Annotated in this window: 7 protein-coding genes; all 7 read right to left on the bottom strand. The window is 61.9% G+C overall.

Going from position 1 to position 13,604, the window contains the following annotated elements; genetic code table 11:
* Nucleotides 1-477 precede the first annotated feature (477 nt).
* Nucleotides 478-879: a hypothetical protein gene (locus tag GX444_11465; GenBank protein NLH49206.1), complete on the bottom strand. Its 402-nt coding sequence runs from the start codon at nt 877-879 to the stop codon at nt 478-480.
* Between the two features lie 59 nt (nt 880-938).
* Nucleotides 939-2,138 carry a hypothetical protein gene (locus GX444_11460; GenBank protein ID NLH49205.1) on the bottom strand — a complete coding sequence of 400 codons (1,200 nt, stop codon included), beginning with the start codon at nt 2,136-2,138 and terminating at the stop codon, nt 939-941.
* Between the two features lie 43 nt (nt 2,139-2,181).
* Complete coding sequence (locus GX444_11455) at nt 2,182-2,898, bottom strand: hypothetical protein (protein NLH49204.1); 717 nt, start codon at nt 2,896-2,898, stop codon at nt 2,182-2,184.
* 464 nt (nt 2,899-3,362) lie between these two features.
* Nucleotides 3,363-3,767, bottom strand: a complete 405-nt coding sequence (locus GX444_11450) for a hypothetical protein (GenBank protein NLH49203.1) — start codon at nt 3,765-3,767, stop codon at nt 3,363-3,365.
* A gap of 165 nt (nt 3,768-3,932) precedes the next feature.
* Nucleotides 3,933-5,057 carry a hypothetical protein gene (locus GX444_11445; protein ID NLH49202.1) on the bottom strand — a complete coding sequence of 375 codons (1,125 nt, stop codon included), beginning with the start codon at nt 5,055-5,057 and terminating at the stop codon, nt 3,933-3,935.
* Nucleotides 5,054-11,890 (bottom strand): radical SAM protein, encoded by a 6,837-nt coding sequence (locus GX444_11440; protein ID NLH49201.1) that lies wholly within the window; start codon nt 11,888-11,890, stop codon nt 5,054-5,056. Before GX444_11440 ends, GX444_11445 begins: the two co-directional genes overlap by 4 nt.
* Complete coding sequence (locus tag GX444_11435; protein ID NLH49200.1) at nt 11,887-13,572, bottom strand: carbamoyltransferase; 1,686 nt, start codon at nt 13,570-13,572, stop codon at nt 11,887-11,889. The genes GX444_11440 and GX444_11435 overlap by 4 nt, the downstream gene beginning before the upstream one ends.
* Nucleotides 13,573-13,604 lie beyond the last annotated feature (32 nt).

Here is a 13,604-nt window from a genome sequence, read left to right as displayed (position 1 = left end):
ATGAGACAATTCGGCGATTCCGGTTCGGTGAGAATGCATTGATATTCCTCACTGGCCGTTTTGGAAGATGCCTTGCAATCCTCTCTGATGGATAGGCATTCCGCACCGGTTAATTTGTCATCATCGTCATCGGATGATTGGCTGCAGGAGAAACAAACTGATCCAATTAGTAATACTGCAAAAAGGAAAAGCCATAGATTATTCATCTCTTTTCTCCTTCTTTTATCTCTCAGCAGACAGATTCGGCAATGGCCTGGCAGTTGTCGCGGACCGCGCGACAGTCGTCCGCGGTGAATTCATGGTCGGGCCCGCTATTGTCGTCGTCGGCGCAAGCAATGGCAAAAAATAACGCCATCAATGCAAGAATGATTTTGGGGGAATATTTTTCTCCTATTGGCATCGATCCTCCGTATTTGAAATAAATAATATAACACTCATTTTGTTTAATTTCTTTCTTGGCCTAAACTGCTTTCCTATTTAGGTATCAACCACGCATTCATCCTCGCATTCTTCGACGGCTTGATCGAAATCAGTGTAATCAACCTTCGTGTAAAAGCATTTCGCAAAACACTTGTTTTCACCCAATAGCCACTCCATGCAATCGGACCCGACCTTATTTTTCAGGCAATCGTAATAGGTCTGATAGTAAAAGCCTTCCGTTTCGATCCGGCAGCCGATAGTTTCCGGTTCGGAATCAATGCATTGATAGTTGTCACGTGCCGACATGGAGTATGCCTTGCACTCTTTATTGATTGCCGAACATTCCGCGGTTGTTAATTCAACATCGCCACCGCCGTTGTCATTGTTAGCGCAAGCGATGAAAGAAAAAAGCATGACAAGAAAAAGAAAAGGTTGGAATGGGTATTTATTCATCAACATTGGCTTTACTCCTTCTCAAAGGGTAGGAATAAGATGTTATTACTTAGGTATCTACCTTATCAATTGAACAACCCCAATAAAGGCGCCCATAAATCCCAAGTCACCTGGCTATAGCCATGGCCAGTTATTGCCGAGTAACGTAATCCGGTATAAACCGCATAGCATTGAGCGGGAGTGCCGCATTGCCAAGTTGTCGGGTTGGAATCAACAATAACTTCCACCAAACTGCCGATCGACTTGCCGCCATGGTGCCACATCCAAAAAAAGCGCATCCAATCGTATTCCGTGGACATTATATTGTATGATGTGCAATAGGTATTTTCATAGCCCGTACCAGGAAGACAGCTAAAGCTGTAAATAAAATCGATATATCCATCTCGATTATAATCAAGATTGGAAAGCGTATAGAATTCGCAATCGCTTTCCTCCTCGTCATTCCAAGTCGCAGCGGCATAAAATTGTGCCCAACCTTCATTTATCGCCGCTCTTTGTTCCTCCATACTTAACAAATCATGCCCCGCAGAATCATCTATTGCTGGACATAAAAGATCATCATAGAGATCATAATCATGCTCCCAGCGTTCTTCACCATTTCTTTCGTATCCAATCCAATGGCCAATTTCGTGTAGAATGACGTATTTGTTATCTCGGCTTCCAGAACTGATATAGACAAATCCTCCTGATAAACAAGAATAATCTCCCGTGGGACACGCATGGTTAATTATATTAAGCATTTCATCCGAAACGCCGCCCGGTTTGCGGTGCAATCCAAACCCTGCCGCCGCGGCCAGATAGACCGCGTTTTGCCCGTTTTCCGTGCCATCTGGGTAGCAATAATTATACGGCCCGGAATGGTTCGGATTGGGAGTAAAATCCGTCGAAAGCACCTTGCTATATACCGACGCTATTTCGTCCGACTTTACAAAAATGGAATTGTCATTCGATAGTTTGGCCATCAGATAGGCCGTGATCGTGTAATGGCGATTGGTCGAAAGAACCAACGTCGGCGCGCAACCATCATCGGAATCGGTCCAATCCTGAAACATGGTGGCGCCGTCGCTATTTCTCGTGATTTTGACGTAGATTCCCCGGGCCGGTTTGTCGTAATCGTCGGTCCAGTAATCGCCGCCTTGGGCGTCGTCGTAATCGATTTCATATTTGAAGCAGAACGTCACGTTATAATCGGTCGCCCGAGCCGCCGAATAGCCGCATAAAACGAACAGCATCACCACCGCCAGCGCCCAATTGAAATGCCTCATTTCCTCGCTCCTTTCAAACGATCGTTGACGATCAACCGGTTGGTCAGTCTTGCGAAACGTCGTCGTCCGCCGAGTCGGCATAAACACCCGGCTCGATCAATGGCCCCTGGCGATCTTCCTCCGGCAGAGCGGCCAAGACGGCTTGGACGCGAGCCAATTCCGCTGCGTTCGTGATGCCGTTGGGATAGGCGGCCAACATCGTTGCGCCGTCCATGACCAGGGACTTTCCGGTTGTCTCGTCCAGCGCGAGGTAACGTTCCTCCAGTTTCTGCCGATAAACGGCTTTGTCGTCAAAGTAAATGAAAGATACCGCGGCCTTGATTCGGGTAACGTACAGCGCTTGTTTTTCATGCAGCGAAAGAACAGGCTTGAGAGCGAGCGGTAATGTCAATTGTTGTCGCGCGCCGATGGCGATTTCCTCGTCGATCAGCGCCTCTCGTAGCGACCCGAAGCGGGCTAGGACTTTCACCTTGGCGTAGCAGGAAAACTCGTCGGGGCCGGTGATCACGATCGTCGCCGCCGGGTTTGTCCCGTTGGCGTCAATTATTCCACTGCCGCTTTGAAGCCATTTGGCAGAAGCCCCCAAGGGCGCGGGAATTTCAGGGCCGCCATCCTGGCTGGATTTGGCGGTTAATTTTGATGAAACATTGCGGACGGAGCCTACCTGGCTTTCACTTGTTTTCACACAGGAAATAAAAAACAACAAAGAAAAAATGATTATAATTATCCAGGCAATTTTAGAAATTCTCCTTCTCTTCATGATTACATTCTCCTTCTTTCGATTAAGATGAATACAATATTGACAGGGAACGAGCACACTCGTCCAAAGCGAAATACATTGCTTTTGTGGAAGTCATATGAACTATCTCGGGATAAGCCTAACTTGCCGAATGTCCTGGGCGGACAAGAGGAAAGATAATATAGAAACAATGGTAGCAGGTCAGGCATTATCCATTCCCTGGTTACGGCCATCCAAATGAATCGATCCAAAGAAATAATATCAAACAGCCGGTTATCTGTCAATCATTTTTATTAAAAAGAAGTTTTTCCCGGCGAAGCAGCGATATATTGATGTGAAGTTAACCATTTTTTAGGAATTCGGGGGGGAATTCGGTTGACACCATACTGAATTCCTCCCTACGAAGTATCCTCAGTCTCGGATAGGAAACTCCCAAAGGTATTTAATAAATATGTTGTTCCACGAAATGTTCCGAATCCGGTTTTTCAGTATTCACTTTGAACGCCGCATAATTCAAAACACGTCTGCTCCGTTTCCTGATAACTGTCCTCGTTGACATGGCCCTCGAAACATTCCGCTAAGCATTTATTTTGCGATAATTCCAACATCGCGCAGTCATTGCCTACTTCTTTCTCCGCGCAATGGTAATAAGTCTGGTGGTAATAGCCTGCCGTCTCGATCACACAACCGATCGATCCCTGTTCGGATAATTCACATTGATATTCATCGCTCGCCGATTCGGCGGTATCTTTACAGGAATTGCTGATATCCCAGCACTCCTCGGTAGTGAAATCGTGAGACGTTTCCCCGGAAGAATCACTATCGCCGCAAGCCATTACGAGTAAAAACAGCAGCAGAATCGCGGCCCGGATGAATATTTTTCCTGTCACCGTTGACGCTCCTTTTTTGTGAAGTGGTGTCTGCTCGTTCTATCCATTGAAAGGATTCATTCTAAACAAATAATCTCATGTAAACCTTCGATTGTCAACAATTCCCGCCCAATCGACAGCTGGTTCGAAAACTCGCCGATCACTATTCTTCGTTTGAATGTCGGATTACTCGCTTTTCATCAACGGCACGAGTCCGGCCAGCGCCTCGGCGATGACCTGATGGCCGCAGGCGTTGGGGTGGCCGAAGTCGGTCGAAAACCACAGCCAGCCGCCGGCCGACGAGGCGATGGTTTTCTTGCCCAACCGCTCGAGCAGGGGTTCGCGGCAGGCCGCGAAACGGTCCGTCGAGCGGATTTCCGGCACCGCCGCGAACAGCAGGTCGAACGTTTCGAGGAACGGCACGTTTTCCTCATCTGCCGCCTGCCGGATGGCCTGCCGGTACTCCGGGAAGAAACAGCCGACCGACACCAGCACCACCGGCACGCCGTGGGCGCGGGCCGCCGCGACAATGGCGCGCAGGTTTTCCTTGGTTTGGGACAAAGTCACGCGGCGGGGCGCGTCGCCGACCTTGGGCGTTTCTCCCTTCGGCGGTTGGTGTGTCCGCTCCTGCAAGACCTGGCCCAGTTGCGTCTGCTTGATTTTATCCTCCATGGACCGCGTCGGCCCCGGAACGATCCGGTCGCCCGGCATCCATTCGGCGTCGGAACGGCCGCGGCGGTTCGCGTCGAGGGTGTCGTTGGTGTCGATTTCGTCGTTGCGGCCGTAGGCCACGATCAGCCCGTCGGGCGCCAGATCCCAGATTTCGGGCAGCAGCAGGCGGCCTTGATGCGTGGAATAGCCGGGGACGCCCAGGTTGAGGACTTCCACGTCCGCGCCGCGGGCGCGCAGCAGCATTTCCAGCAACGCCGGCCACGCCTCGTCTTCCGCCACGTCCCAGCCGAACGTGGAACTGTCGCCCAGCGCCAGCCACCGCGTTTTGGTTTTCGGGCCGAAATCGGCGCCGCGATACCCTTGCCGGTTGATGCGGATGTCGTAGGTCGCGCCGCTTTTTTTCCATTCCTTGACGTATTCGCTGAAGACGCCGACCGGCGGCCGCTTCGTCGCGCCGGGACTCAACGTATAGAGCCGAACGGGATGTGGAAGGTAAATCCCCGCGTAGGCGTCGACCGACGGATGCCGGTTCCAAAGGCCGAGTAGCAGATCGACGACGACGATCGCCAGGAAAAGCATCAGCGCGGCAAAGACGATTTTTTCGCTCAGCTTCAACGGCGCGCGGCGTGCGGCGCTCATTTTTCGAGGGCCTCGAAATAGAGATTGGACATCGCGCAAGGGATGCCGGCGTCGGCGAGGACGCGGGCCAGGCGCTGGAGCCGGTCGACGCGGATCGCGTAATCGTTGCCGCCGTCCGCCGCGTACCATTGATTCCAATGTTCGGGTTTGGGCAAGACGATGCCGAATGCTTCCGGCGCTCGTTCCAGTTGGCTTTGGGCGACGACGATGCAGGTCGACAGGGCGCTGACGCGGTCGATCAAGGCGCGGTTTTCGGTCACGAAGCGGCACGTCGCCGCGAACGTTTCCTCCGTCTCCCCCGGAAAACCGACGATCAGGTTGATCAGCACTTCCAATCCCGCTGATTTGGCGTCACGCAAAGCGCTCGCCGCCTGCGACGCGTCGAAGCGCTTGCCCATCCGCCGTAAAATGTCATCCGAAAAACTTTCTATACCAAATACCAGGCTGACGCAACCGGCCCGCCGCAGCAGTCGATAGTCGTCGGCGGTCATATCGGGTCGCGCCAGGCACTGCCCCGTCCAGGCCAGCCGCTCGTTCGCGGCGATGACCAGTTCGCAAAACCGGCGCAGCGCGGGCAGGTCGGCGTTGACCAGCAGGTCGTTGAAGGAAAACGCGAAGGCCCCGAAGCGCGCCTTCAATTCACGCACCTGGGCCAGCAGCCGTTCCGGGGACAGCGCCCGATAGCCCGGCGTCAGGCGGTGATCGTTGCAAAAATTGCAACGGTTGACGCAGCCGCGTCCGAACAGCAGCGGAAACTGATTCGTGCGGTACAGGTGCAAGGGCAAAGCGGCGAAATCCGGCAGCGGCAAATCGTCGAGCCGTTCGGGCCGCTCCGGCGGCGGTCCTTCCCGCCACTCGCCGTTTTGACAGACAACAATGCCGGGTGTCGCCGCAACGTCGCCGCCGTTCAATGCCGCGAGGAAGCGGGGCAGGCTGATTTCCGCCTCGCCGATCAGGCAGTAATCGGCCGCTGGGCCGAGGCGCGCGCGATCGGCCGGCCAGAAAACGCCCGGCCCGCCCAGCAGCGTGGTCGTTTCCGGCCGCGCTTCCTTCACTCGCCGCGCCAGGCGCGCGGCCAGCGACAGGTTCGATTCGTTGGTGGAGAAGCCGACGACGCGCGGTTTCAGCCGATCGATCGCGGCGAGAAACGCCTCGATTTGCGGCGTGAAAAAGGCCTCGATTTCGTTCAGCCGGCCCGCGGGCGACCAGAATTTCAGCGCTTCCAGATCCCAGTAGCCGCGCAGGTAATCGCCGCCGGCCTCGAACCATTCGATGTTCAGATCGCGCACCCGGACGCGCTGCCCGGCCTCGCGCGCGGCGGCCGCCAGCAGCGCCAGGCCGAGCGGCGGCAGATCGACGCCCCACGGCGGCGGCAGCACGAGCAGCAGGTCGACCGGTTCCGCGTCGACCCGCGTCGCCGCGGCGTCCACCTCCACCTCGGGCAGCAGTTCGCGCGGCTCGTCGTAAAGGTTGACGGTGTGCACGTCCTGTTCGCGGCGCGCCAGCAGGGTCGTCAACGCCAGCACGCGGCGGCGGCGTTCGGCGAAGGTGTTGCCGTCGTCGGTGAACCACTTGATCGAGCCCTCGCTTTCGGGAAAGCGCACGCCGTAATCCCGGTACTTTTCGAACAACCGGCTGCCGAGGTTGATCAGGCAGGGGCTGATCGACGCCACCTGGTCGATGATGCCGAAGTGGTCGCGCACGAAATCGTAGGTTTCGCGAAACTCGGCTTCGCCCTCCCCGGGGAAACCCACGATCAGATTGATGATCGTTTCGATGCCCGCCTCATGGCAGGCCGCGAGCACCGCGCGGGCGTCCTCGTGCGTGTACGGTTTGTTCATCAGCCGCAGCACCGGGTCGGAAAACGACTCGACGCCGAAGACGAAGCTCCGGCAGCCGGCGCGCGCCAGCAGCGCGAACAGCTCGGGCGTCATCTCGCGCCGGATCACGCCCTGGCCGCCCCACTGGAATTCGCGGCCGTCGGCGATCAGCAGTTCGCAAAAACGGGCGAGCCGCCGGACGTCGCCGTTGATGAGCACGTCGTGAAACGAGAAATGCAGCCGGCCGCGGTCGGCGTGCCAGAAGATTTCAGCCGCCAGGCCCTCCGGCGAGCGGACGCGGTATTTCTGCAGAATGTGATGATCGTTGCAGAACGTGCAATGCCGAATGCAGCCGCGGCTGCCCAGCACCGGCACGCCGTCGGTGGCGTACTCGTCCAGGTCGAAATCTTCCAGGCGCGGCCAGGACAGCCGGTCCAGGTCGGCGATCATCGCACGCGGCAGGTCCGCGAAATCGATCGGTTCGCCGACCCGCCGCACCGCGCCGCCCGGCGGGTTTCCGCCGGCCAGCAGCGCCCGCACCAGTTCGGCGCCGATCCGCTCGCCCTCGCCCAGCACGAGGTAATCCGCCTCGTCCGGCGTCAGCGTGGCGATGTCGAAACTGTTGGTGATGCCCGGCCCGCCCAGCACGATCGGCCGCTCCGGCCGTGCCGCCTTCAACCGCCGCGTCAGCGCCCGGGTGAAGGAAAAATTGCCGGTATTGACCGAGAAACCCAGCACGCGCGCCGGATGGGCGGTGAGTTGCGCGACGTAATGATCCACCAGGTCGGCCAGACTCGCCCAGGTCGCCGCGAACAGTTCCGGCTCGGTCCAATGCTTGTAGGCCTCCATCCGCCACAAACGAGGATCGGGCGCGCGATTGTAAAGCTTGACGTTGAGGTCCAGACACTGGCTCGTGACGCCCTGCGCCCGCCAATCGCTTTGCAGATAGGCGATGCCGAGCGGCGGCACGTCGACGCCCCACACCGGCGCCATCACCAGCAGCGCGTCGACCGGCCGCATTTCCAGCGGTTCGAAACGCGGCGTGCCACGCCGTTCCCGCGTCCGCCGCGGATCGTCCGCCGTCGGCGCCGCGGGCGCGGCATCGCCGCCCGCCGGGGTCGGCGCGGCCAGCCGGGCGACGTCGGCCTGTTTCTCGTGCAGGTTGCTGACGCGTACGGGGATCGCCAGTTCGGCCAACAGCGCGATCAGCCGGCGCGCCCGCGCCGCGCGGCTTTCCGGCGTGTTGTCGCCGAGTCGCCAGTCGGTGTCGGCCGCCGCGCCGTCCGGCACGGTCAGGCCGAGCTTGTCGCGGGCCTTTTCCAGCGGGCTGCCCAGCAGCACCAGGCAGGTGTTGATGCTGTTGACGCCGCAGATCGAGGCGCGGTTGCGGCGCACCAGTTCCAGGGTTTGTTCGAAGTCGGCCTCGCTTTCGCCCGGAAAACCGACGATGAAATTGAGCATCGTGTTGATGCCCGCCGCGCGGATTTGCGCCAGGGCTTTTTCGATGTCGGCGACGCGGTAGCCCTTGGCCATTTTTTTCAGCACCGCGTCGCTGCCCGACTCGACGCCCAGGTTGAGCGTATAACAGCCGGCGCGTTTCAGTTTGCGCAGCAGGTCGTCGCTCATGTCGCCGCGCGGCGCGGCCAGCGCGATCCACTCGACGTCCGTGTCGGCCGCGATCAGCGCGTCGCACATCGCCTCGAGCTGGGCCGGATCGCCGTTGATGAGCTGGTCGTTGAAGCGGAAGCGGCGAACGCCCAACGCCCGGCGGTGCCGCGCGATTTCCTCGGCCACCTGCCTGCCGGGCCGCGCCCGGTAAGGGCCCATCGCCGGGTGATCGTTGCAAAAGGCGCAGTGCCCGATGCAGCCGCGGCTGGCCAGCAGCGGCAGGTCCGCCGTGCGGTAGGCGCTCAAATCGAAGCGCGAATAATCGGGATCGGCCAGCGCGCCCGGTTCGGCGACCCGCGCCGGTTCCGCGTGGCCCCGCAGGTGCCGCTCGACGAAGAAATCGACGAACGGCAGTTCGCGAAGGTCGCCGCCGTCGCGCCGAACCCGCAGCAATTCGGCGAGTGCCGTTTCGCCCTCGCCCAGCAGAAAGTAGTCGACAGTCTCGGGCGGAAACAACAGGCGTTCGGCGACCGACTGGATGCCGCGCCCGCCGACGACGATCAGCCGCGCGGGATCGAGCCGTTTGATCCGGCGGCAGACCTCGATGGTGAACCGCCGGTTGGGCGAATAGACCGAAAAGCCGATGACCGGCGCCGCCGTCAGCAGCAGGCGGTCGGCCGTCTCGCGGATCGCCGTCTCCAGATGCGGTTCCAGGCGTTGCCAGTCGGCCAGGTCGGTCCAGTGACGGAAGCTGTCTTCTTCCCAGAAGCGTTGCAAATCCGGCCGGGCGCGGCGATAGATGTCCACATTGAAATCGAATACCGCCGTCGCGAACCCGGCCTGCGCCACGTTCGCGGCCAGGCTCGCCAGGCCGTACGGCGGCATGTCCGGCCCCCAGACCGGGCAGATCGCCAGCGCCAGGTCGCCCGCCGCGTTTTGTTCACCCGTCGCGACCAGCAACGCGCCGGCTTTTTGATCCCATTCGTCCCAGCGGCGGTCCAAGTCCGTCAGCCGCGTTGCCAATCGCGCCATCCGTTCCGTGTGCCGGCGGCTGTCGGTCGACAGGTCGGCGCGGTTGGAAAACTCGACCGGCACGCCCAGTTCGCGCAATCGCGCCTCCAGCCGCGCGACGCGCCGTTCCCGTTCGTCGGCCGTCAGATCGCCCGCGCGCCAGAGCCGTTCCCAGCCGTGGATTTCGCGATCGGGCGCCGCGATGCCGAAGGCTTCCGGTTCCTCGGCCAGTTCGGCCCCCGGGATGAGCAGCAGGCTGTTGACGCTGCGCACGAGTGTGACGGCGGGCGCCAGCGACTCGACGAGTTCCAGGGTCTGCGCGAAATCGTCCTCGGCTTCGCCGGGGAAACCGGCGATCAGGTACAGCGCCACATCGAGGCCGGCGTCGTGCGCGGCGCGCACCTGTTCGGCAGCCTGCGCGGCGGTGTAGCGCTTCTTCATCGCGGCCAACACCCGGTCGGAGCCGGATTCCACGCCGATCTCCAACCGGTAGCAGCCGGCGGCGGCGAGCTTGGCGAATTGCGCAGGGGTCAGCGGATGGTTGGGACTGATGCCGCCCGACCAGCGCAGCCGCCAGTCGCGCGCCAGGATGCCGTCGGCGATCTCCTCCAGCCGCGCCGGTTGCCCGTTGAGAATCGGATCGACGAGGCTGAAGTGCGACAGGTTGTGTCGCTCGCGCAATGTTTCCAGTTCGGCGAGCACGTTCGCGGCCGGCTTGGCGCGGTAACGCCGCCAATACCGGCGGACGTTGCAAAACGCGCACCCGCCGGTGCAACCGCGCGACCACTCCACGAACAAGACCGGCGCCGCGTAGCGCGACAGGTCGAACGGGCGATAATCGGGCGGCGGCAATTCGGCGGCGTCGACCGGCTCCGGCGGCTCGTGGCAGACGACCCGGCCGTCGCGATGGATCGCCAATCCCGGCAGGCTGTCGAACGGCACGCCGTGACGGCGGCAGGCCAGCAGCGCCGAGAGCGTGCGCTCGCCCTCGCCGATCGCGAAGACGCTCAACGCTCCGCCCGACAGGCGGGCGACCAGTTCGCGCGACGCCGGGTCGGCGGTGGCCGGGCCGCCGGCGATCAACAGCTTTTCCGGCGCCAGCCGCGCCGTTTCGCGGGCGAGGATCGCCGCTGCTTGTTCCTTGCGGCTGGCCAGGCTGAAACCGATCACCGGCGCCGGGTGCGCCGCCAGTTCCGCCGCCGCCGCGCGCAGTTGATCGCCGAACAGCCGTTCGACCTCGGCGGCGTTTTCCCAGACGCGCCCTTCCTCCCATTCCCACAGGCCGCGCCGCGCCGGCTCGACGGCGTGATAGAGGTCGATGTTGACGTCAACCACGTCCGCGACAAAGCCGTCGCGCTCGACCCAAGCCCGCAAGGCGGCCAGGCCCAGCGGCGGCCCGGCGGTCAGCCAGGGCGGCGGATGCACGAGCAGGATATCGGGAATTCTTTCCGGGCGGCTCCGCTCGCGCGCCGTTTCCGCCGGCTTTTTATCGGGCGGCGCGGCCGGGATCGCGTCCTCGCAGGCACGGCATAGATCGTCCGCGGCCAATTCGCGCCCGTCCATCCGTTCGAGAAAGCGGCGGCGCGCCTCGCCCCGCCACACGGCCAGGAGGCCTTGCGCGCGCGCGTTGCCCCAGACGGCCCGGCGGCGATAGTCCATGCAGCACGGCACGACCACGCCGTCGAACAGGACGTGCGCCATCTCATAGGCCCAGACTGTTTTGCAACCGAGCATCGCCGCGTGCCGCATCGGTTCACGGCCGTACACCTCGACGTTGCCGGCGCGGCTGATGTAACCCTCCACCAAATCCAACCGCTGGAGGCCGACGTCGCGCCAGAAGCGGCCGATCTCGTCCCACTCCTCGTCGTCGACGAACGGTCGGATGCGCGTCGCGTTGATCATCGCCGCGTCGGGGCCGTAGCGGTCGATCATTTTTCGCAGGTGCCGCGCGACCTGATCGCGGACGCGCGTGAAATCGTCGCGGCCGGTGATGCGGCGATAGGTCTCCGGGCGCGCGGCGTGCAGCGAAAAACCGATCCACGTCAGTCCCGCGTCGAGCAGTTCGTCGCTCAGCCGGTCGTCGAGCGCGATGCCGTTGGACAGCAGGTACAACTCGACCGCCGGCAGCGCGGCGCGCGCCCGCCGGATGCGCGCCACGATCTGCCGGTCCAGCAGCGGCTCGTTCATCAGGTAAAGCATCACGCGGCGCAGGCCCGGGAACGCGGCGATCTCGTCGATCAGCGCGGCGAACAAGCCCTCGTCCATGTCGCCCTGCGGCATCGTGCGGCGGACCAGCGGATGGGGGCACATGACGCAGTTCGCGTTGCAGCGGCTGGTGGTCTGGATCATCACCGCGCGGGGATGAACGAGCGACAGGGCCTCGCGCGGGTTCATGGGCGGGCCCGGACGAGGTAGGGGCCGATCGCCAGCCAATCCAGGCGGCCCTGCCGGAACGAACGCACGGCGTCGGCGGGCGACATGACGATCGGCTCCTCGTGCATGTTGAAGCTGGTGTTGATCAGCACCGGCGTGCCGGTCAGGCGTTCGTAGGCAGCGAGGATGGCGAAGGCGTCGGGATTGTGCTCGCGGTCGACGATCTGCGGCCGCGCCGTGCCGTCGACGTGCACGCAGCCGGCGGCGACCTTCTTCATGTAGGCGGTGCAATCGAAGCACATGTTCATGAACCGCGCCGTATAGCGGCCGCCGCTCATCCCCACGAAACAGCGATCGGCGGCGGCGGCGAGGACCATCGGCGCGAAGGGCATGAACTCGGAACGCCCGAGCCGCCGGTTGAGCCAATCGTTGACCGCCGGATCGTCGGGCCGGCAATAGATCGTGCGGTGGCCGAGGGCGCGCGGGCCGTATTCCATCCGGCCGTGGAACCGCGCCACCACCTCGCCCCGCGCCAGGCGGGCGGCGACTTCCTCAGCCAGGCGCGCCGGCCGCGTATAATCCAGGCCCCAGCGGTCGAGCTCGCGGCGGATTTCGTCCTCGCGGTATTCGGTTCCCAGGTAGGCATCCGCCAGGGGCGCGGGCTTCGCCGCGTCGACGCCCAGCGCCGCGCCGGCCGCCAGGCCGCCGTCGCTCATGTTGGGGAAGACGCTGACTTCCCGGATTTCCGGCAATTCGCGGAGGCGCTGGTTCAGTTTGACGTTCTCGAAAATCCCGCCGGCGAGGACGACGTCGGCGAGATCCAGCCGCCGGGCCCAATGGGCGACGAAAGCGGTGACCGCCTCCTCCAGCACCAGTTGGCAGGCCGCGGCCACGTCCTCGCGCGGCTCGCCGACCAGGTGCCGATACCAACCGAAGCCGAGGCTGTGCCCGATCGGGTTGCCCAGCCGCGTAAACGAACCCCGGCGAAACCGCAGCGACCGGCGGAACAGCGGCGCGAGCCGTTCGCCGTCGCCATACGCCGCCAAGCCCGTCACCTTGCCCTCGTGCCGGTTCGGGACGAAGCCCAGCATTTCGGTGACCCGGCTGTAATAGGGATTGAGCGCCGCCATTCCCGACTGTTCGAAAACGCGTTCGACGCGGCCGTCCGGGTGCCCGATGCCGACCGTCGCCGTCAGCCCGTCGCCCATCGCGTCGGCGGTGATCACCAGCGCGCGCGAAAACGGCCCGCCGAGAAACGCCGCGGCGGCATGCGCCTGGTGATGCTCCCAGAAGCCCAGCGGCGCGTGCAGGCCCAGCGGCGTCAGGCGGCGAACCAGCAAGGCGCGCGACAGCCGCCGGTCAAGCTGGTACGGCAGTGCGAAATACCGCGCCGCGACCTGATAATAGGTATACAGATCGAACAGCACCCCGAACTGGCCCGAATGGTTTTTCGCCCCCCGATGCCAGTGGGGGATCAGCCGCAGAAAAAAGCAGGGGGTGATGTCGCCGGCCACGACGACGTGATCGACTTCGTCCGGCCGCAAGCCGCTGAGCCGCAACACCTCGGCGATCGCCAGCGCGGGAAAACCGAGCCGGTTCTTCTCCCGGCACAGGCGCTCCTCGTTCACGGCGGCCACCAGCCGGCCGTCGATGACCACGGCGGCGCCGGCATTGTGGTTGTCGCTGATGCCCAGAACTTTCATCCGTAGGAATGTACCCCGACCGGCGGGGGGCG

The sequence above is a fragment of the Myxococcales bacterium genome (assembly GCA_012517325.1).
Classification (GTDB): Bacteria; Lernaellota; Lernaellaia; order Lernaellales; family Lernaellaceae; genus JAAYVF01.
Note: the sequence above shows the minus strand (reverse complement) of the source record. Positions and strands in the feature narration are given on the sequence as shown.

Excerpts from the sequence above, each read along its gene's own strand:
- GX444_11440 (NLH49201.1), bottom strand. The coding sequence starts at position 11,890 with ATGAACCCGCGCGAGGCCCTGTCGCTCGTTCATCCCCGCGCGGTGATG.
- GX444_11460 (NLH49205.1), bottom strand. The coding sequence starts at position 2,138 with ATGAGGCATTTCAATTGGGCGCTGGCGGTGGTGATGCTGTTCGTTTTA.
- GX444_11445 (NLH49202.1), bottom strand. The coding sequence starts at position 5,057 with ATGAGCGCCGCACGCCGCGCGCCGTTGAAGCTGAGCGAAAAAATCGTC.
- GX444_11455 (NLH49204.1), bottom strand. The coding sequence starts at position 2,898 with ATGAAGAGAAGGAGAATTTCTAAAATTGCCTGGATAATTATAATCATT.
- GX444_11465 (NLH49206.1), bottom strand. The coding sequence starts at position 879 with ATGTTGATGAATAAATACCCATTCCAACCTTTTCTTTTTCTTGTCATG.
- GX444_11435 (NLH49200.1), bottom strand. The coding sequence starts at position 13,572 with ATGAAAGTTCTGGGCATCAGCGACAACCACAATGCCGGCGCCGCCGTG.